Genomic DNA, 20,066 nt, shown 5'->3' on the forward strand with positions numbered 1-20,066 from the left:
TTTAACTCAAGCAAACTAGCTAATTAATCACGATTTTGTTTCAATTCGTTACAGAATAAACGTGACAACTAGAAGACTCCGAGATGAAGCAAATATTAAAGACCTCACTTGCGATGGCAGTGAGCTTAGCGTTGTGCTCACAGGCAGGCGCAGAAGAAGCGAAAAAAGAAGAGAAAAAAGAGTGGCAAGTTGAAGCGCCACAAGGTGAATTTTTAGATGCCAACATCAAAGTGCAACAAGGTACTTGGATGAACGTAGATGTAAGCCCAGATGGAAAAACACTGGCATTTGATCTACTTGGTGATATTTACACAATGCCAATTTCAGGCGGTAAAGCAACTAAGCTAACGTCAGATATTCCTTGGCAAATGCAGCCGCGTTTTAGCCCAGATGGCAAAAAAATCGCGTTTACGTCAGACCAAGGTGGCGGCGACAATATTTGGCTAATGAACATTGATGGTTCAAACCAAGTTGCGGTAACCAACGAAACATTCCGTTTATTAAATAGCCCTGTATGGAGCCCTGATGGTGACTTTATCGCTGCGCGTAAACACTTTACGGGCACACGTTCACTTGGCGCTGGTGAAGTATGGCTTTACCACAAAGCAGGCGGCAAAGGTGTACAGCTAACTAAGCGTGCAAATGACCAAAAAGATTTAGGTGAACCAGCATTTTCACCTGATGGTCGCTATGTTTATTTCTCACAAGACGCGACACCAGGTAAAACGTTTCACTACTCAAAAGATTCAGTTGCGGGCATTTATAAAATTAAACGCTATGACCGTGAAACTGGTGAAATTGAAACCATTATTGAAGGCATGGGTGGCGCAATTCGCCCAACACCATCACCTGATGGCAAAAAGCTTGCTTACGTAAAACGTGATGATTTCCAATCAAGCCTTTATGTATATGACTTTGCTACGGGGGAACACACAAAGCTATATGGTGCGCTTGAGCGTGATATGCAGGAAACATGGGCAATTCACGGTGTTTATACGACCATCGCTTGGACCCCTGACAATGAAGAGCTGATCTTCTGGGCGGGCGGTAAACTTCACAAGCTGGATGTTGAAAGCAAGAAAGTAAGCGACATTCCTTTTGAAGTGGAAACTAGCAAAAAGCTACAAACGGCATTACGTGTTGCACAAAATCTTGATACCAAAGAATTTGACGTAAAAATGCTACGCAATGTGCAAGTTTCGCCAGATGGTGAAACTGCGATTTTTGAAGCTATGGGTCATATTTACAAGCGTGATTTAGAGTCGGGTAAAGTAAGACGCTTAACTAAACAAAGCGACCACTTTGAGTTCTTCCCGTCGTTTTCTCGCGATGGTAAGAAGATAGTGTACGTAACTTGGGATGATAACGAGCAGGGCACTATTCGTGTGGTGTCAGCACGTTCAGGCCGCGGCAAGGACATTGTTGAAACTAAAGGTAAATACGTTGAACCAACCTTTAGTCCAGATGGCGATACTGTGGTGTACCGTAAAATTAAAGGCGGTGCGATTCTAGATCCAAGTTACTCGGTAAAACCGGGTATCTATGCTGTAAGCAGCCGTGGCGGTGACGAAGAATTTATTACCAAGCATGGCATTCAACCGCAATTTGGTGCTGAGAACGACCGTATTTATGTAATGCAAGCATGGCCAAAACCATCGCTTTCTGTGGTTGAACTAGCCAGCAAAAAAGAGCGCAAACTATACGAAGCAAAACATGCGACTGAATTCCGTGTATCGCCGGATGGCAAGTACTTAGCGTTTGCTGAGCGTTTTAAAGTATTTGTGACGCCATTTGTGGAGCGCGGCAAAACCATTAATATCGGTCCGAAAGATAGTCAGTTCCCGGTTGAGCAGTTATCCGTTCGCGCTGGTGAAAACATTAGCTGGAATACGTCAGCTGATAAGCTTTACTGGTCGCTAGGTCCAGAGCTTTACCATGCTGACTTAAACGGTGTGTTTGATATTGCCAAAGATGAGTCAAAGTCGTTTAAAGTTGAAAACGGCCAAAACATTGGCTTTAAACAAAAAATGGATGCACCAAAAGGTGTAATTGCACTGACTGGCGCACGCATCATTACCATGAAAGGTGATGAAGTCATTGAAAATGGCGTAATCGTAACGGATGGTAAGCACATTAAAGCGGTTGGCTCTGTGGCAGATGTGAACGTACCAAGTGATGCATTAATTATTGAGATGAACGGCAAAACCATTATGCCGGGTCTTGTTGATGCACACGCGCACGGTTCGCAAGGTTCAAATGAAATTATTCCTCAGCAAAACTGGGAAAACCTAGCAGGCTTGGCATTTGGTGTAACGACAATTCACGATCCATCAAATGACACAACTGAAGTATTCGCAGCCAGCGAAATGCAAAAAGCCGGTAAAATTGTCGCGCCGCGTATTTTCTCAACTGGTACGATTTTATATGGTGCGAACATGCCTGGTTACACAAGTCATGTTGATAGCCTAGACGATGCGAAATTCCATATTGAGCGTCTACAAAAAGTGGGTGCGATTAGTGTTAAATCGTACAACCAGCCTCGTCGTAATCAGCGTCAACAAGTTGTGCAAGCTGCACGTGAACTAGGCATGATGGTAGTGCCAGAAGGCGGCTCATTACTGCAGCATAACTTAACCATGGTGGTGGATGGCCACACGGGTGTTGAGCACTCACTACCAGTGGCGAATATTTATGATGATATTAAGCAGCTGTGGAGCCAAACTAAAGTAGGTTATACACCAACGTTAGGTGTTGCCTATGGTGGTATTTGGGGTGAAAACTACTGGTACGATAAAACAGATGTGTGGTCGCATCCAATTCTGTCGAAATACGTACCTAAGAACAAGCTTCTACCGCGCTCTATGCGCCGCGTTAAAGCGCCTGATCATCATTATAATCACGTGAATAACGCCCGTGTTTCGAAAGAATTACAAGACTTAGATGTACTAGTAAACATTGGTGCTCACGGTCAACGTGAAGGCTTAGCGGCACACTGGGAAATGTGGATGTTCGCGCAAGGTGGCATGGCACCACTTGAGGTGATCCGCACTGCAACTATCGACCCTGCAACGCACTTTGGTTTAGATAAACACATCGGTTCACTTGAAGTAGGTAAGCTTGCCGACTTAATGGTGATCGATGGCAACCCGTTAGAAAATATTCGCGATACTGATAAAGTAACGCACACTATGATTAACGGTCGTTTATTCGATACCGCAACGATGAATGAAGTAGGTAAGAAAAAACGCGAAAAGTTGTATTTTGAAGAATAAGCTTTACGTAATCTGATTTCAGGTTAAATAACGAAAAGGCTGAACTTAAGTTCAGCCTTTTTTATGTTGTAGCGTTATTCGTCTTGATACTTGTCTTTAATAGCGAGGATTTTATCGAGCTCCTGGCTAAATAAATCAACCAACTTAGGCTCAAAATGCTTACCTTTTTGCTCGTGTAAAAAAGCCATAGTTTTTTCAATGCTCCACGCTTCTTTGTAGGGACGTTTACTGGTTAATGCATCAAATACATCTGCCAGTGCAACAATGCGCCCTTCAATTGGAATTTCTTCGCCCTTAAGGCCTTTAGGGTAGCCGCTGCCATCCCATTTCTCATGGTGGGTCAATGCCACTGTTTTTGCTAACGCGATGAGCTCTGAATCGTCATCACCGAGTATTTCAACACCTATTTCAGGGTGTTTTTTCATAATCGCGAACTCTTCTTCGGAGAGTTTGCCGGGTTTTAGCATGATGTGATCGGGAATGCCGATTTTGCCTAAATCGTGCATGGGGGCTGTGTGTAGCAGCAAGTCGGCTCGCTGCTCTGAAAAGCCATAGGCTAACGCAATAATTTTAGCGAAGTGGCTCATGCGCATAACATGCATGCCAGTTTCGTTGTCTTTAAATTCGGATGCGCGACCTAAGCGTTGAATGATTTGCAGCCGCGTTTCTCTTAGCTCTTCAGCATTGACTAGCGATAAGTGGGTTGCAACTCTGGCTCTAACAATGGCAGGTGATACCGGCTTGGTGATGTAGTCAACAGCGCCAATTTCAAAGCCTTTTGTTTCGTCGGCTTCTTCTGATAATGCAGTGACAAAAATAACCGGAATATTCTGTGTTAGCGTATTGGCTTTCAGTTGCTGACAGACGTCAAACCCTGTCATATCAGGCATCATAATATCTAATAAAATAAGTTGTGGTTGTTGGCTACAGGCCAAACGCAGCGCTTCTTCACCACTTTTAGCAAAGGCAATACGGTAGTCTTGGTTGAGTATTTGATTGAGTACTCGTAAATTAGCTGGCTCATCATCAACAACTAAAATCAGGGGTGTGTTATCTTGCATTGAGATACCTCATGTCAGCTTATTTAATAAATGCTCAATGGCTTCACAGCCGAGCGCGAAGTCAAAGTCGTTAATTGCATTACTAATGGCCATAATTTCATTATGGTAGTGCTCGTCTTGTAAGGCGAGTAATTGTGATAGTGCCTGCTCATCAATCTCGTTATGCTCTGCGTGATGTTTCAAGCTGTGCAATACGTTTAATAACTGTGGTTGGATGTGCTTGTTATCTTGTTCAATGAGCGCTTCATTCTGCTCGGCCAAGACTTTTTGCTTCACTTGATTGAAGACGGTGTCAATTTGCTGCAATATTGTCTCACCTTGTTCAGGATGACTGCAAATAATCGATTCGAGCAGTTCAACTTTACGCATGAGTTGGGTAAGAGAAAGGTTGCCACACACGCCTTTTAAACCATGTGCGATTTGCAATAATTCGGGCCATTGTTGCTGTTTATAATGAGTTGATAACAGTTCAACAGCACTTTGTTGCTCTGAAATAAAACGTGACAGCTCGTGATAATAAGCCGTTTTGCTGCCCCATAGCGCAATGCCTTTTTTGTCATCAATTAATTTATCATGGTTATTGTTACCATTTACGTGCGTGATTGAGTTATTTAACCCAAGCACTCGGCTGATTTCATTAAATAGCGCGTTTTTATCAACGGGTTTGTTGGCAAAACCATCCATACCCGCATTCTCGGCGGCTTGTTTATCGGCCTCTAACACACTGGCAGTAAAGGCAATGATAGGAAGTCGAGTTAAGTTTTGTTGTTGCTCGGTCGCTCGTCTTTTGGTTGCAGCGGTTAAACCATCCATTACTGGCATTTGAATATCCATAATTGCAAGGTCAATGGCGTCATCCGATGCCATACGAATTAACGCTTGCTTGCCGTCGCGTGCGGTTATTACTGTATGCCCTTCTCGCGACAGTAGCACCGATAGTAACTCGATATTTTGCTGAATATCATCGACGATTAAAATGGTTAACGGTGGCAGTTTTACCTCATCAGACGGTGCCGCAAGAGGTTTGATGTTAGCTGTGGTACTCGCCGCCAATGGTAAGGTGAAATAGAACAATGAACCTTTATCGAGTGTGCTGGTGGCACTAATTTCTCCGCCCATTAACTCTACTAACTGTTTGCTTATTGTTGTACCAAGTCCGGTACCACCAAAGCGGCGACTCATCGATGAGTCAGCTTGAGTAAACGCATCAAACACATGTTGTAACTGTGATTCTGTCATGCCAATACCCGTATCTTCGATAGCAAAGGACACTTGGTTATCTTTGGTTGGCTTTACGGTTAGTGTGACACTACCTTGCTGGGTAAATTTAATGGCATTGTTAACTAAGTTCGTAAGCACTTGGCGAATGCGTTCTGGCGAACCCAAGTAGCTGGCTTTTAATTTAGGATCGAGATTTAAATTGAGTGCAATGCCTTTGTTACGCGCCTGCAACCACAGCGTGGAAACAACTTCATCGACTTCTTGAACAAGTGAGAAATCTCGAATCTCGAGCTCAAGTTTTCCTTTATCGAGTTTGGCACTATCTAAAATATCATTGAGTAGATGCAGCAAAGATTTAGCTGAGTTATTAATTGTTGTTAGATGACGCTGCTGCTCTTGCTGCAAATCGCTTTCCAGTAAAATGTCGCTAAAGCCAATAATGGCATTCATGGGAGTGCGAATCTCATGACTCATATTGGCCATAAAGCTAGCTCTGGCAGCGGCTGCTTGTTCAGCGCTCTCTTTCGCATTCACCAGCGCTTGCTCCATTTGTTTGCGCTCAGTAATATCCATAATAAAGCCATCTAACCAAGAATCTTGCGTACTTTCATTACTGGCATGTGTGCCTTGCTCCATCACCCAGCGAACTTCTCCATCACGGTTAATTATGCGGTACTCTAAGCTGAACGCTCCTTGCTCTGGAATACTGGCAAAAATGCGCTCTTTGTCGTCAGGATGAAACAAATCAGAAAAGCTGCGTTTGGGATTTGGCATTAAAAAGTCGGCTGCGTGATAGCCAGTAATGCTTTGTACAGCATTACTGATATACATCATTGGCCACTCAGGTGTATTTTTACAACGATAGGCGATGCCTGGAATATTGGTGATCAGCGAGCGGAATTTTTCTTCGTTTTCTCTTAGCGCTTTTTCCATGCGCAGGCGCGGGCGGATATCACTGATAAAGGCGACGAAAAAGTCATTGGTAGAAAGCTTTACATGACCAATTGCAAGACGTATTGCGACAAGCTCACCGCTTTTATGGCGGGCTTTAACCTCCCGCCCTTTTCCAATAATATTTGCTTGCCCAGTAGAAAGGTAGCGGGAAATGTAATCATCGTGATTGTCGTGGTAGGGTGTAGGTACGAGCACGTTAACATTTTTTCCGATAATTTCATCTGTAGACCAGCCAAGTAATTCCTCTGTCGCTTGGTTGATACTGAGTACAGTGCCACTACGATCAATGCTTACGATACCATCAACAGCGGTATCCATCATGGCACGAATACGGCGCTCGCTCTCGGCTGCTTTGACTGAGATATCTTTGTAGCGATAAAGCATATTAAGGCCCAGCACTAAGCAAATGATTACGGCTGTGGTAATTGAAATACCCAATGCAAGATAAATTGAAATTTCCGATGTTTGTTCACTGAGTTCAAGGCCTGGAGGCCTAACAAAACGCGCCGCTGCCATGCCGGTGTAGTGCATACCAGTAATAGCGCAGCCCATAATAATGCTCGACCACACTTTGGCGTAAGGCAAGGACTTACCTTGTGTGCTAAAAACCGCAAGACCAAAATTAACCCATAACGACAACATAGCCAGTGACACAGCAACCACAATTGATAAACCAAATACCCAAGGTTCGTAGCGGAGCAAAGGTGCCATTTCCATCGCTGCCATACCGGTATAATGCATGGTGCCGATGCCTGCACCGACAAGCACACCACCAATTAGCAGCGGGATAAAGCCTTTGCGGTGGCTATTTATAAAATTTAGCGCGACCCAGGAAGCAAAAATACCTGGCAGCATCGAAAGAAAGGTAATTGCTCCATTGTATTCAACGCGTGTACATAGATCGAATGCGAGCATGCCGATAAAGTGCATGCTCCAAATACCTCCGCCTAACGCAATGCTGCCAATTGCTAGCATGGTGTGGCGTCTTGCTGTTGAATGCGTTTTTGTCACTTGTGACGCGACTTGCAACCCCATGAATGATGCAAAAATAGCAATTAAAATTGAAAGAGTTACCAACCAAGGGTTGTAGCTACCATAAATCAGTAGGCTGTCGGTGGGCACTGAAAAGTGTGAAAATATCCAATCAAGCATCTCTATTTACCAAGGTTTTAGTATAGAACGGCTGCTATATTTAGTAAGTTTAACACTTTACGGTAAAAACCATTACCGATTTGATGTTCTGCTCTGATTAGTTGAGAACATGCAGCTATATTTTTGTTTAAGTTATATACTTATAGCCATCTAGATGTAGTAAGGTGTTGTGTGAAAGTGAATAGTGTCGTGCGTGTTTGGTTGTTTTTAATGCTGCTGATGTGGTCAGTATTTGCTAGTGCCAATTCCCATATGAAGGTTGTTTTTATTAACCCGGGTTATGCCACAGATAATGATTCTGGCGACTTTTGGCCAAACGTGAATCACTTTATGGTTGCCGCTGCAAACGACCTCAATATCGATCTCGTATCATTGCATGCTGAACGCAATCATATTCTGATGAAAAAAATGGTTAGCGACGCGATAGCGCTAAAGCCCGATTACTTAATTCTCGTAAACGAAAAGCAAATGTTACCGCAAATGCTAGAGCAGCTTGTTGGCACCGAGATTAAAGTGTTTTTGCTGCTTAATAAATTTAGCCGTTCACAGCAGGCATCGCTGCCACAGGCGATCACGAGTAAAGTAATAGGGTGCTTATCGCCGAACAATAAAGAGGTTGGTGAACAGCTTGCACAGGCATTAATTAAACGCGCTGGTAAGTTTAAAAAACAGCAGCTTACTATGTATGCACTGCTTGGTGATTACAATACACCGGCGGCAGAGGAGCGTCGCTTTGGTTTGCAGCGCGCCTTAAAAAAACACCCTCATGTGAGTTTAATAGACTCAACGGTTGCCAATTGGTCGGAGTCGAAAGCTTACAAAAAAACCTATGGCGTATTGTCAAAGCATCCCGCTGACATTATTTGGTCGGCAAATGATGCAATGGCGTTTGGTGCGATTGCAGCGGTAAATAAGCTAAAGCAATCAGATAAGGTCATTATTGGCGGCATTAATTGGGATGTTCACGATAAAGGATATGCGACCGATGTGTCTTTTGGTGGGCATGTAACGTTAGGCGCAAAAGCATTATTGATGCTGCATGATAATCACCTTTACCCAGAAAACGCGGGCGCTATGAGTCAGCAAATCGCAATTTTTGAGTCCTCGGACTCACCAGCTCGAGCGCCGTTTGGCAAACTATTACGTGAACAAGAGTTTGAACAAATCGATTTTTCGCGTTTTTCTGTGTCGGCGCAGCAACCGCTAGAATTTAACTTGCAAAACTTGGTCAATACTCGGCATTAGAGTCTGTTGAGTTTTGCAGTCCTTTTGTTGTGAAAGAAATTTATTGATGCGTAATCTTGTAGCTACTTAGCGCAGGTTGCAAATCATTACGCCGATGATTTGCTCGGCGCTAATCGGTCCTATTTGGCAGCAGGCCAAACTGTTAGGGTCGTCACCAGCTAGCCAATAAAGGCCATTTTTATCTTGATAGGCAATGCGTTGAATTATCGCGCCAAAAATAGGGTGTGCGACTTTAACTATTTGCCCTTTTTTTAAATGTTTCATACTGCCAAAGCTATGTAATAGCACATAGTTATTGGGCATTATCGCGGGCGACATGCTGCTGCCCGTTACTTTATTTATGCTTAACCCGAACATTTTTTGTGTTCTCTGTTTTAAGCGATGCGTCGCAATTTGCCGTAACAACTTCAAATTTAAATAGTTTATCGAGCTGAGTTAGAGCCCTATTCAAGCTTGCTGCTTTTTTCATCTTTCCTCCTTAGCAAGGTTACGCATTTTTATCTTGTAACTGACAAAAACAAACAGTAATACCGTTGGTGTTATCCATGCTAGGTGAATGAACAGGTCAAACAATGGGCTATGATCATGCCCTGTATGTGCCATTAGGCTATGTGGTAGCAATAAACATATTGCTATGATTTTGATGTATAGATTAGACATACCATTCTCCTAACTAGTGCACTAACGCAGTTTTTAATTTTGCGTTTTTAATATCTGCGGGTGCGGCACACACATGGTCGAGCACATCCATACAGCGCGTGTAATTTGCATGTTTTCCTTTAAATGTCGAAATGCTTTTAAACGTGACTGAGGACATTTGTAAGGCATGGCTTTGCGCATGCTCAGAGACTGCTTTATTGTTGGCTTGCTGCAACACGCGATAATGGGCGTGCAATAAACATTGCAGTGCACGTTCTAACTGGCCTTGTTGTTCGTAGGTGGCAGCGAGGTTCTGATAACCGCATACCCAAGCTTGCATCGCTTCTAAGTTGCTAATTTTTTGTTGCCATAGCAAATCAACCAGCTCAATAGCGCGATTATAGTAACGTTCCGCCTCTAGCCAATTATGTGAATCAAAACACTCATTGCCTTTAATCATTGTGGATTGCCAGCTCATATTAAAATACCTAACCTATCAACTTAATGATAATGATTATTGATCGCGTTTGAGCCATTGTAAAGAAAAAAGGCTCAATTAGATTGAGCCTTGCGTGCTAGGGAACTTAGCTATAAATTGATTTTACAGCTTAGGGTTTATAAAACTTAGACTGTTTAATGATTTGGATATCCGGTTGCTCAATAGCTTGAACTTTAAAGCGAACATCCGTCACTTTTTGTTTTAAATCATAGCCATCAGCCGTAATCGTGACTGGGAACTGGCTCATTTCACCAGCTGGAATAACAATGTTTTGTGGTGCGCTTAGTACAAAACGTGAGTCTTCGAGCAGTGTTAGCGTGTAATTCAGGGTATTTTGCGTTTTATTGGTAATTCTTAGCGTGTAGGTGTTCTCAGTTAACCCTTCGTAATTCACGCGATAAAGCGCATTTCGGTCACGTAGAATACTGGTTTCAATAGGTACGCGTAAATTCATCCAAATCAGCATAGTGATGATTACTAAGCCAGTAAAAAATCCATAACCTACGAGCTTTAAACGGAATTTATCGGTCTTTTGGCCAGCTAGTTGGTGTTCACTGGTGTAACTAATTAAACCTTTTTGGTAATTAAACTTTTCCATGGTTTCGTCACAAGCATCAATACATGCGCCACAGTTAATGCACTCGTATTGCATGCCGTTACGAATATCAATACCGGCAGGACACACTTCAACGCATAGGTTACAGTCAACACAATCACCTAAACCAAGTTGTTTCGGATCATCTTTACGTTTGCGGCGACCGCGTGATTCACCACGTTTTTCATCGTAGGCAACGACATACGTATCTTTGTCGAACATTACTGCTTGAAAGCGAGAATACGGGCACATGTAAATACACATTTTCTCTCTTAAGAAACCTGCGTTACCGTAAGTACACACGGCAAATAGACCTACCCAAAACCAAATCAAGCCAGACCAATCTAAGGTTACTAAATTGCTATATAACTCTTTAACAGGAACAAAGTAGCTAAGAAAGGTGGTAGCAGTTAAAAATGAAATACTCAGCCAAGCTAAATGCTTGAGGCCTTTTTTGCGAAATTTTTCAAATGACATGGATGATTTATCAAGCTTAATGCGCTTATTGCGGTTGCCTTCCACTTTTTCTTCAACCCAAATAAACATCATCATCCATACCGTTTGCGGGCAGGTGTAACCACACCAAACTCGACCGAGCCAGGTGGTAACAAAAAATAGTGCAAATGCACCCGCCATAAATATCCATGCTAGCAAGGTGAAATCTTGCGGGAATAAGGTGGTATTAAAAAAGCGAAACTGCTGCGCGCCGATATCGAGTAATATGGCTTGCTGACCTTGGTAAGGAATAAAAGGGATTAAGATAAATGCCAACATCAATGCCCAGCCAATATAGCGGCGTAACTTTTGGTATTTACCTTTTTGTGACCTGACGTAAATTGGCCCCTCAGTTTTGTAGGGCTTAATGATCAGATCTTCTTCTTTGATATCAAACTTCATAATATTTCTCGACAGTAGATAGAGCATTGCGCTTATCTAGTGCTTAACAAATACTATGCCAAAAAGAAGTTATTGTAACCTTATGAAATATAAGATTAATTATTGTTTTTAGTTTTTATCTAAGCCGCGTTATTTAGCGTGTCCGCGATATATCGTGGATTTTAGCTGTTCTTTTTATGATAAAAACAGCTAAAAACGTCATTTTATATTCGTGTAATACCGAGCTTTTTCATTTTTGAGCGCAAGGTGCTTTCAGGTAGGTCGAGTAGTTTGGCTGCGCCATTGCTCCCGCCTATCTTACCTGAGCATTGTTCAAGCACTTGCTCTATGTAAGAGCGTTCCATTTCTGCTAGCGTAAGTTGTGCAAAGTTACTGGCATCTAAATTGGCTTGAAAATCTTGCTTGATTTGAATCAGCGAACTCTGACTTAAGATGACTTCGCGTTCGAGTACGTTTTGCAGTTCACGAATATTGCCAGGCCAATGATAGGTTGCAAGGCGCTTTAAACTGGCCTTGCTGATGCCTTTGATTGGTTTACTCAATTTGCGAGCAAGCTCCGAAATAATATTATGACAAAGCAAAGGTAAATCATCTAAGCGCTCTCTGAGGGCTGGCATAGTAAGGGGAAACACGTTCAGGCGATAATATAAATCCATGCGAAACTCGCCTTGCTGAACCATTTTTAATAGGTCTTTGTTCGTTGCTGCGATAACGCGAATATCAACCTTAATCGTTTGGTTACCACCAACGCGTTCAAATTCTTGTTCTTGCAGTACACGCAGCAATTTGCTCTGTGCTTCAAGGCTCAGCTCGCCAACTTCGTCTAAAAATAAGGTGCCTTTGTCTGCCAGTTCAAAGCGCCCTTTACGTCTTTCGGTAGCGCCAGTAAATGCACCTTTTTCATGACCGAACAGCTCACTTTCTAACAAACTAGGTGTAAAAGCCGCGCAATTTACTTTAACCAAAGTATTGTGGCAGCGTTTGCTTAAGCGATGAATATTACGGGCTATCAGCTCTTTACCTGTGCCGTTTTCACCTAAGATCAGAACAGTGCTGTCGGTTTTACTGACTAAACTTACTTGCTCAAGCAACTGCTTAAATCGCGGGCTTTGTCCTACTAAGCCAGAGTCGCTCCAGTTTTCGTCGATCTCACTTTGAAGATAAGTATTTTCTGCTTGTAATTGTTCAGATAAGGCTTGCACTTGGGCTAGCGCTTCACGCAGTGCGCGATCACTTTCTTGCTGCTTAGTTACATCGCGGAAGATAGCAACAGCACCAACTATTTCGCCATTTTTATAAACGGGAGTCGAAGTGTATTCTACTGGAAAGCTTGAGCCATCTTTGCGCCAAAATACTTCGTGGCTAATACTGCGCTCTTGGCCGTCTTGCATGGTGGCATAAATATTACATTCATGCGCTGGGTATGGGCTGCCATCGGCGTGGCTATGATGGTGATACTGATGAATTTTTTCGCCGAGTAGCTCGCCGGCTTGCCAGCCTGTCATGCGTTCTGCTGCAGGGTTTATAAATACAGCTTTTCCTTCTAAATCAAAGCCATAAATGCCTTCACCAACCGCATTTAGCAATAGCTCTGAGTCTGCTAGCAAGTTTTTAAGATTGTCCATATATCACAGCCCACGAAATATCGAGGGCTAATGATGCCAAGCTTATCATCAAATTACCAGCAACGAATCATCTGTATTTTAATGATAAGTGGCAATATAAAATGACGAGCGATCTGTTTATCCCTTTGTTTACCCGTAAAATATTGCAAACAATAAGAAAAAGCGGGAAAAACAATGACACAGGCAATGATCCGTGTGGAAGAGGTAAGTAAGCAGTACGCCTCAACTAAAGCGGTTAATCAGTTAAGCTTTGCGGTAAATAAAGGCGAAATTTTTGCCTTATTAGGGCCTAACGGCGCAGGTAAATCATCGCTCGTACGTATGTTAGTAGGTTTTACAAAACCTGATAGCGGGAAAATATCAATTCAATTAGATGGTAGCTACTTTAGTGAAATTCCAGCGAATAAGCTGGGCTACTTGCCAGAAGACCGCGGACTCTATGGCGAAAAAACCTTACTGCAAAACCTTCATTACTTTGCTGCGCTGCATGGTGTAAGTAAACAACAAGCAAAACAAAATATTGATTACTGGCTAAAGCGATTTGATTTACTAGGCCGCGAAAATGAACCACTTAAATCACTTTCAAAAGGCAACCAGCAAAAAGTTCAGCTGATCACCGCAATTTTACACAGCCCTGAAATTGTTATTTTGGATGAGCCATTCTCTGGACTTGACCCGATTAACCAAGAAAAAGTTGTATTGTTTTTAGCAGAGTTAAAGCAACAGGGAATGACGGTTATTTTAAGTGCCCACCAAATGGCGATGGTAGAAAAAATGGCTGACAGAATGATGTTAATGAACAAAGGCGAAGCTGTTTTATATGGTTCACTTAGTGCGATTAGAGAACAAATTGGTGGTGCGTTAGAACTTGAAGTGAGCTTTAGCGGTGAATTAAATGCCGAAGCGCTGCAAACGCATTTTGGCGACATTAACTACCGCCTAAATAAAGCGAATACCTTGATTGTTACGTTAAATGATAAAGCACAGCTAAATGATGCGTTAGCAATTCTGCCTAAGTTAGGTCAAGTAGAGCATTTATCAAGCCGTACCATGGATTTACACCAAATGTACTTAAAAGCAATTGAATCGCACCAAAAGCATGCGTTAACTGAGGAGAGTAGTGATGAATAACCAAGTAACACAAGTTGCTAAATGGGAATTTATGCACTTTTTCAAATGGAAGCAGGAGCTTATTAGCAAGTTAATTATGCTGGTTATCGCTGTGGTCGTGTTTTTTTGGCAAAGTGCGTCAAGTTTTACTAGCATTGATTATCGTATTGCAGTTTCGGCTAATAGTGCTTTTGACATGACCTTGGACGGTTATGTGTTTACGCAAACACAAGACGATAAAGAAAAGCTTACCTCTGCCCTTGAGGCGCAAGAATTTGATGCTGTGTTACTCATTGATGAAGCCGTAAGCCCTGTAAACATTGAGTTTATTAGCAAAGGCAAAATGGCGTGGCAACAGACTTTGCAAAATGCGCTAAAACAGCACTATGTCGAAAAAGTCAGTGATAAACTTTCGCTTTCGGCGCAGCAATTAGCATTGATTAATAACCCAATTTCAGTTTCAGCTGTGTATTTAGACCAAAATATCAAAAGTGAAGAAAGTCATTCAAGCGCTACAGCAATAGGTGTTTTAGTGTTGTTATCGGTTGGTATTTTTATGTCGTTTGCACAGGTGTTTGTCTCGATTACGGGTGAAAAGCAGCAGCGTGTAACAGAACAACTCTACGCCACAATGAGTGCACAAACTTGGGTCGACGGTAAAATTCTAGGGCAAGTGTTACTGGCATTAAAAGCCATGTTAAGTACTGTTATTTCAGTATTATTGGGCGTTGCATTTTTGCAGGTGATTATTCAAGGGCAAGCACTCGACTTGTCGTTTATTGATTGGTACTTGTTGCCTTGGGTATTGGCGTTTGCATTGCTAGGGCTTTATTTTTCAACGGCATTTATGGCGGCAATTGCAGCTGCGATTGATGATCCAAACCACAGTGGCAAGTCGTCGTTTATGATGATCCCGCTTGTACCAATGATTTTAGCGTTTGTATTAATGGATAGTCCCAGTGGTTGGGTTATGACGTTTTTAAGTTACTTCCCACTTACGGCGTTTGCTGTAATGCCTGTTAAAATGGCGTTAGTTGATGTGGCAATTTGGCAACCTATTTTGTCACTGGTACTGACGCTGGCATTGTGCATTTATATGCGTGGTGTGGCTGGACGCTTATTTAAAATGGGCATGGTGATGTATGGTAAAGAGCCAAGCTTTAAACAAATGTTAGGGTGGGCGATTTCAGAACGCTAAAATTAAAAAGAGGCTTCGGCCTCTTTTTTTAAGCATATTTACTGCCAATTATTTCTGATTCGGTTGAATTTTTGAGCTAAATCAAGTTTCGCATCGGCTGGTAATTGGTTAGGAAATAAACTTGATTTAAGTCAATTCTCAATCTCAAAACGGGCGCATACTTAATTCCAGAAACCGATTTATCACCGATAAGTTGGATAGTTTAAGAAGGAATTTCGTTATGAGAAATGTGCAAAAATCAGAAATTATCGTTACGGTTATAGCAGTATTGGCATTAGTTGTTACTGTTGTGGGTCACTTAGCTGGTGCAAGCATTGCTAACTCAAGTTCGTTTGGCATTATTGCAGCGCCTGTACCTTTGCTACTATTTATCATTGCATTTGCAGCGTATAAGTATGCTGCATCTCATGACGAAGATTCAGGTCATTAAACTTGTCCCAATTAGTTTTACTTTACTTGCGACAAAGGCAGCGTTAGCTGCCTTTTTTCGTACTAATTCGAAAACAATTTAACTTAGTTTAAGTAAGCGTTTAACATCCAAACTAGTTTCTCTTGCTCTTTAATATAATCACTCATTAGTGAGGCGGTACCTTCATCCTCGGCGTCACCGGCTAATGTTAGCAATGAGCGCTGTGTTGCAATTAACTCGCTAAAGCCAGTTAGTAGGTTACTAATTGCTTCGCGCCCCGCGCTAATGTTCTTTGCTTCAGTGATCTTGCTGTTGGCAAGGTAGTCTGAAAAACCGTGTAGCGGTTCACCACCTAACGTTAAAATTCGCTCAGCGATTTCATCGACTTTCAACAGTAAATCGTTGTAGATTTCTTCAAATTTTGCGTGCAACTCGAAGAAGTTTTCGCCTTTAATATTCCAGTGAAAACCACGGGCATTCATGTACTGAATTTGGTAACTGCTAAGTAAGGTATTTAGTTCAGCAACTAAGTTGTTTGTAATCGCTTTGTCTAATCCAATAATTGAAACGTTTTTCATAACCCACCTCATATTCAATGTATTTAATATGTTTAATTTGTTTCGATGGGTTTATTATCAGACAAGTTTTTAATTGAATAAATCACTTAAAGTCGATTGCTGTATTCTGTTTTTGTGATGACAAAATGGACTCAATGTAATCCATTACTTTGCGGGAATAAATGAGGCTGGTGTGACTTAAATGAAAGACTTTGTGCTCTGCCATACCTTTGAGTTTAGTTTCATCAAGCAATACAGTGCCGTCAGATTCACTGTTTTTCTTAATGAGCGGCATTAAACCAAGTGGCAGATCACCTGCAATGCTGTAAAGCTTGGCGCTAAATGGCCAATCGTGGTTTTCAGATAAAAGAAACTCAACACTATTTTTTAAAAATAAGTCAAAGCCCTTATCTTTCATGTGTTTGGCAAGTGTGGCGCCTTTGTGAGGGGTACCTAATGTGATGACTTTTTTTACACTTGCTGCGTGTTGGCTATTTGCTTCAAGGTAGGCGCGCGCAATTAACCCCCCCATAGAGTGGCAAACAAACGCGGTATTTTCACCGTCAATAAAGCTATCGATTTGCTGAAAAATAGTTGCAGTATTTGGCGATAAGCTTTGATAACTTAAATTCAGGGTATCAAAGCCAAGTTTTGTGATGCGTTTACTGAGCGGCAGCATAACAAACCCCGACATATACAGGCCGTGTAAAATAACTACTTTTTTTATCGCCATACTACTTTCACTTATAAAATGGTGATCGGCTCGATAAGAATTGAATCGGTATCGTTGCTGACCCAAACTTGACCATCTTGCACAGTAACAGACAACTGCATATGTCTTGCTGCTAATGGAATAAGTTGTTGAGACTGCTCAAATGGAAGGCTAAACACGCGTAAGTTGGTGTGCTGGAAAAACTTACCTTGGTGCTTTTCAAGCCACACTTTCTGGTCGCCGTCGCCATAGGTATATAAAATGGCTTGTTTTGACTGGTTGCAGGCTTTTTTCAGGCGTTTTTCGTCAGGTAAACCAAGATCGATCCAAGTTTCGATTTCGTCGCTTAATGACTTTTGCCAAATTTCAGGCTCATCGTCAGCGCACAATCCTTTAGTAAAGCTCAACGTATCTGAAGCATTTAATGCAAATGCTAAAATGCGGATCATTAAACGGTGGTCGTTTTCTGATGGGTGTTGAGCAATTGTTAGACTGTAATCACCGTAGTGGTGTCTATCCATGTCGCTTAGGTTAAGCGATAGCTTATGTACTTGTGACTTTAACGCCATAATTTCTATTAATGTAAGAAAGGTTACTGCTATTGTAACTGAATATAGTTAAAATACGCGTACTTTCATGCTTTGGAGAAAATAAATGGCGATTCAGTGGTTTCCTGGTCATATGAATAAGGCGCGCAATGAGATAAAAGAAATCATGCCGCAAATGGACGTGATTATTGAAGTGCTGGATGCGCGTATTCCTTACAGTAGTGAAAACCCTATGGTTGGCGACCTGCGTGGTGATAAACCCGTGATTAAAATCTTAAATAAAGCTGACCTTGCCGACCCTGAAATGACCAAAGCGTGGATGACGTATCTTGAGCGTGAAGCGGGTGTTAAAACCTTACCGCTTGATAACAATAAATCGAGCGAAGTGCATTTAATCAACGACCTCTGCAAAAAGTTAGTACCCCACAAAGTAGGCGCAGATAAGCAAATTAAAGCCATGATTATGGGCATTCCAAATGTTGGAAAATCAACACTTATCAATACATTAGCTGGCCGCATTGTGGCTAAAACAGGTAATGAACCAGCGGTAACTAAGGCGCAGCAAAAGATCCGTTTAGAAGATGGCATTATGTTGTACGACACGCCAGGAATGTTATGGCCAAAAGTTGAAAACGAAAATTCAGGTTACCGTTTAGCGGCAACCGGTGCGATTCGTGATACCGCGATTAACTATGAAGAAGTGGCGAGTTACACTGCTGAGTATTTATTGTCGGCCTATCCAGCGTTATTAAAATCACGTTATAAAATGGATGAATTACCAGAACAAGACTGGGAGTTTATTGAACAAGCAGGGCGTAAACGTGGCTGCATTCGTTCAGGCAACCAAGTTGATACTCACAAAATGTCTGAAATTCTGATCAATGAACTGCGCGATGCCGTAATTGGCCGTATTTCGATGGAAACGCCAGAGATGCGTGAAGAAGAAGAGGTTATGGTAGCTGAATTACGCGCCAAAGCCGAAGCTAAAAAGCAGGCACGTGAAGAAGAGAAAAAACAACGTCGTGCTCGCGCCCGTAAAAATCGCCGTTAAGCTTGGATTTAGAGTAATTATTCACTACAGTTAAAATAGTGTTTAACTGTAGTGAATACGTAGTGCGTTACCTATCTAATTGTTTGCCAATTCTTTTTTTAGTTAGCTTTGCTTGCTCAGCAAAACAAGAAATTTATTTTGCGACAGATTTATTGCCAGAAGCGGGCATTCGCAAAGCAGATCTTGTATCACAGCTAGTTTATTACGTTACCGATGAGCTTAAAAATGACTACCAAGTTACATTTCAGCAAACTAGTCGCGAACGAGAGTGGCGATTAATTGAAAAACAAAGTAACACCTGTGTTTATAACAAAACCTACACACCCAAAAGAGCAAAACTTGCCGTATTTGCAAGCCAACCGTTAATTGCTTATGCACCTAATCGCCTTATTTTAAACCGTGATATTGGTACGTATCCGTCGCTATCATTAACAACGGCATTATCGTTTGGTCTTAATATTGGCGTTGTAAAAGGACGCAACTATGGCGAAAAGCTCGATGAGTTAATTACGCAAAATTCTGAGCTGTTGTATGTTGGCGCTGGAAGTTATAAAGCTGAACGTTTAGAAGTGATGCTCAAACAGGGCAAACTCGATGGCATTATTGAATATTCATCGGTATTCAAAAGCCGTCAGCCCGATGCCAATATTGGTAAAGACTATTTTATTTATGCGTTAACGGAAGCCCAGCAAGCAGTAAAAGGTTATTTAGCGTGTGCAAAATCAGATGTTGGTGAAAAGTTTGTTGCCGACTTTGAAAGTGTTATGAATAGCGCTGGCTATCGTGCATTTGCCATAAGTAAATTGCGTGAAGCGGGCAGTTTAATTGAGGCTGATTTCATTATTGAACAGTTGGGATACAAATAAAAAAGACCTCGTTGTGAGGCCTTTTGGTTTCATATCTACCGTCACCGATATGAGCAATGTAGCAAGTAATTCGTATAAATTGGCTACTAGCAACTTAACTTCAGGGGCGTGAAGCGCTGCTGCTAGCAGCCGTAGCTTGTTAATTAAGTATAAAAAGCTACTAAGGTCGAGAAACACAAAGAAGTGTGAGTGCGAGTTATGCTTCTTTGTTGAGATTGATTATCAATTAGATCTTAATGGCTGTCAAATACTTTTTGATAATAATTCTCATTAATGTTGTAACAAATAAACTGCATCTAATAAAAATAAAAAAGGCCTCGTTATGAGGCCTTTTGGTTTCATATCTACCGTCACCGATATGAGCAATGTAGCAAGTAATTCGTATAAATTGGCTACTAGCAACTTAGCTTCAGGGGCGCGAAGCGCTGCTGCTAGCAGCCGTAGCCTAAAAAGCT

16 protein-coding genes are annotated in these 20,066 nt (G+C 41.9%); 7 read left to right on the plus strand and 9 right to left on the minus strand.

The features are described from left to right. The first annotated feature begins 83 nt into the window (after positions 1 to 83). Positions 84 to 3,272: an amidohydrolase family protein gene (locus ACHSBP_RS15150; protein ID WP_100914388.1), complete on the plus strand. Its 3,189-nt coding sequence runs from the start codon at positions 84 to 86 to the stop codon at positions 3,270 to 3,272. Positions 3,273 to 3,346: 74 nt separating this feature from the next. Here ACHSBP_RS15150 and ACHSBP_RS15155 read toward each other — a convergent pair whose 3' ends face one another. Beyond that, positions 3,347 to 4,333, minus strand: a complete 987-nt coding sequence (locus tag ACHSBP_RS15155; protein WP_395389487.1) for an HD domain-containing phosphohydrolase — start codon at positions 4,331 to 4,333, stop codon at positions 3,347 to 3,349. A gap of 9 nt (positions 4,334 to 4,342) precedes the next feature. Continuing rightward, entirely contained in the window at positions 4,343 to 7,660 is a 3,318-nt protein-coding gene (locus ACHSBP_RS15160) for an MHYT domain-containing protein (protein WP_395389489.1), read from the minus strand. 171 nt (positions 7,661 to 7,831) lie between these two features. Between ACHSBP_RS15160 and ACHSBP_RS15165 the strand changes: the two genes are divergently transcribed. After that, positions 7,832 to 8,905 (plus strand): ABC transporter substrate-binding protein, encoded by a 1,074-nt coding sequence (locus tag ACHSBP_RS15165; RefSeq protein ID WP_395389491.1) that lies wholly within the window; start codon positions 7,832 to 7,834, stop codon positions 8,903 to 8,905. A gap of 66 nt (positions 8,906 to 8,971) precedes the next feature. On the opposite strand, the gene sodX is transcribed toward ACHSBP_RS15165, so the two are convergent. From sodX to ACHSBP_RS15185, 4 genes are all read right to left on the minus strand, one after another. Then, entirely contained in the window at positions 8,972 to 9,262 is a 291-nt protein-coding gene (gene sodX / locus ACHSBP_RS15170; RefSeq protein WP_395389493.1) for a nickel-type superoxide dismutase maturation protease, read from the minus strand. Positions 9,263 to 9,578: 316 nt separating this feature from the next. Further along, positions 9,579 to 10,022: a hypothetical protein gene (locus ACHSBP_RS15175; RefSeq protein ID WP_395389496.1), complete on the minus strand. Its 444-nt coding sequence runs from the start codon at positions 10,020 to 10,022 to the stop codon at positions 9,579 to 9,581. Between the two features lie 130 nt (positions 10,023 to 10,152). Then, positions 10,153 to 11,535, minus strand: a complete 1,383-nt coding sequence (gene ccoG / locus ACHSBP_RS15180; protein ID WP_395389498.1) for a cytochrome c oxidase accessory protein CcoG — start codon at positions 11,533 to 11,535, stop codon at positions 10,153 to 10,155. 203 nt (positions 11,536 to 11,738) lie between these two features. Continuing rightward, the gene (locus ACHSBP_RS15185) at positions 11,739 to 13,160 is read right to left on the minus strand and encodes a sigma-54 interaction domain-containing protein (RefSeq protein ID WP_395389500.1); all 1,422 of its coding nucleotides are present in this window, start codon (positions 13,158 to 13,160) and stop codon (positions 11,739 to 11,741) included. A 174-nt stretch (positions 13,161 to 13,334) separates the two neighbouring features. Here ACHSBP_RS15185 and ACHSBP_RS15190 point away from each other — a divergent pair, with 174 nt between their 5' ends. The 3 genes from ACHSBP_RS15190 (at position 13,335) to ACHSBP_RS15200 (ending at position 15,898) form a co-directional block, all read left to right on the plus strand. Beyond that, positions 13,335 to 14,291, plus strand: a complete 957-nt coding sequence (locus ACHSBP_RS15190) for an ABC transporter ATP-binding protein (RefSeq protein ID WP_395389501.1) — start codon at positions 13,335 to 13,337, stop codon at positions 14,289 to 14,291. Then, complete coding sequence (locus ACHSBP_RS15195; protein ID WP_395389502.1) at positions 14,284 to 15,468, plus strand: ABC transporter permease; 1,185 nt, start codon at positions 14,284 to 14,286, stop codon at positions 15,466 to 15,468. Before ACHSBP_RS15190 ends, ACHSBP_RS15195 begins: the two co-directional genes overlap by 8 nt. 220 nt (positions 15,469 to 15,688) lie before the next feature. Beyond that, positions 15,689 to 15,898 carry a hypothetical protein gene (locus ACHSBP_RS15200; protein WP_010561433.1) on the plus strand — a complete coding sequence of 70 codons (210 nt, stop codon included), beginning with the start codon at positions 15,689 to 15,691 and terminating at the stop codon, positions 15,896 to 15,898. Between the two features lie 83 nt (positions 15,899 to 15,981). Here the strand turns inward: ACHSBP_RS15200 and ACHSBP_RS15205 are convergent, their stop codons facing one another. The 3 genes from ACHSBP_RS15205 to ACHSBP_RS15215 form a co-directional block, all read right to left on the minus strand. Then, positions 15,982 to 16,455: a Dps family protein gene (locus ACHSBP_RS15205; protein ID WP_395389503.1), complete on the minus strand. Its 474-nt coding sequence runs from the start codon at positions 16,453 to 16,455 to the stop codon at positions 15,982 to 15,984. A gap of 82 nt (positions 16,456 to 16,537) precedes the next feature. Beyond that, a complete protein-coding gene (locus ACHSBP_RS15210) occupies positions 16,538 to 17,167 on the minus strand; it encodes an alpha/beta hydrolase (protein WP_138631644.1) in 630 nt (209 codons plus the stop codon). Positions 17,168 to 17,178: 11 nt separating this feature from the next. Continuing rightward, on the minus strand, positions 17,179 to 17,715 hold the full coding sequence (locus ACHSBP_RS15215) for a YaeQ family protein (protein WP_010561436.1): 537 nt from the start codon (positions 17,713 to 17,715) through the stop codon (positions 17,179 to 17,181). 85 nt (positions 17,716 to 17,800) lie between these two features. On the opposite strand from ACHSBP_RS15215, the gene ylqF reads away from it, so the two are divergent. Both ylqF and ACHSBP_RS15225 read left to right on the plus strand, forming a co-directional pair. Next, on the plus strand, positions 17,801 to 18,745 hold the full coding sequence (gene ylqF / locus ACHSBP_RS15220) for a ribosome biogenesis GTPase YlqF (protein WP_010561437.1): 945 nt from the start codon (positions 17,801 to 17,803) through the stop codon (positions 18,743 to 18,745). Positions 18,746 to 18,807: 62 nt separating this feature from the next. Continuing rightward, positions 18,808 to 19,611: an ABC transporter substrate-binding protein gene (locus tag ACHSBP_RS15225; protein WP_395389505.1), complete on the plus strand. Its 804-nt coding sequence runs from the start codon at positions 18,808 to 18,810 to the stop codon at positions 19,609 to 19,611. Positions 19,612 to 20,066 lie beyond the last annotated feature (455 nt).

This window comes from Pseudoalteromonas sp. XMcav1-K, assembly GCF_044005875.1.
GTDB classification, from domain to species: domain Bacteria; phylum Pseudomonadota; class Gammaproteobacteria; order Enterobacterales; family Alteromonadaceae; genus Pseudoalteromonas; species Pseudoalteromonas spongiae.

What these genes read in the sequence shown, in the direction of transcription:
- ACHSBP_RS15185 (WP_395389500.1), bottom strand. Translation starts at nt 13,160, where the DNA reads ATGGACAATCTTAAAAACTTGCTAGCAGACTCAGAGCTATTGCTAAAT.
- ACHSBP_RS15190 (WP_395389501.1), top strand. Translation starts at nt 13,335, where the DNA reads ATGACACAGGCAATGATCCGTGTGGAAGAGGTAAGTAAGCAGTACGCC.
- sodX (WP_395389493.1), bottom strand. Translation starts at nt 9,262, where the DNA reads ATGTTCGGGTTAAGCATAAATAAAGTAACGGGCAGCAGCATGTCGCCC.
- ccoG (WP_395389498.1), bottom strand. Translation starts at nt 11,535, where the DNA reads ATGAAGTTTGATATCAAAGAAGAAGATCTGATCATTAAGCCCTACAAA.
- ylqF (WP_010561437.1), top strand. Translation starts at nt 17,801, where the DNA reads ATGGCGATTCAGTGGTTTCCTGGTCATATGAATAAGGCGCGCAATGAG.
- ACHSBP_RS15160 (WP_395389489.1), bottom strand. Translation starts at nt 7,660, where the DNA reads ATGCTTGATTGGATATTTTCACACTTTTCAGTGCCCACCGACAGCCTA.
- ACHSBP_RS15205 (WP_395389503.1), bottom strand. Translation starts at nt 16,455, where the DNA reads ATGAAAAACGTTTCAATTATTGGATTAGACAAAGCGATTACAAACAAC.
- ACHSBP_RS15155 (WP_395389487.1), bottom strand. Translation starts at nt 4,333, where the DNA reads ATGCAAGATAACACACCCCTGATTTTAGTTGTTGATGATGAGCCAGCT.
- ACHSBP_RS15195 (WP_395389502.1), top strand. Translation starts at nt 14,284, where the DNA reads ATGAATAACCAAGTAACACAAGTTGCTAAATGGGAATTTATGCACTTT.
- ACHSBP_RS15215 (WP_010561436.1), bottom strand. Translation starts at nt 17,715, where the DNA reads ATGGCGTTAAAGTCACAAGTACATAAGCTATCGCTTAACCTAAGCGAC.
- ACHSBP_RS15175 (WP_395389496.1), bottom strand. Translation starts at nt 10,022, where the DNA reads ATGAGCTGGCAATCCACAATGATTAAAGGCAATGAGTGTTTTGATTCA.
- ACHSBP_RS15150 (WP_100914388.1), top strand. Translation starts at nt 84, where the DNA reads ATGAAGCAAATATTAAAGACCTCACTTGCGATGGCAGTGAGCTTAGCG.
- ACHSBP_RS15210 (WP_138631644.1), bottom strand. Translation starts at nt 17,167, where the DNA reads ATGGCGATAAAAAAAGTAGTTATTTTACACGGCCTGTATATGTCGGGG.
- ACHSBP_RS15200 (WP_010561433.1), top strand. Translation starts at nt 15,689, where the DNA reads ATGAGAAATGTGCAAAAATCAGAAATTATCGTTACGGTTATAGCAGTA.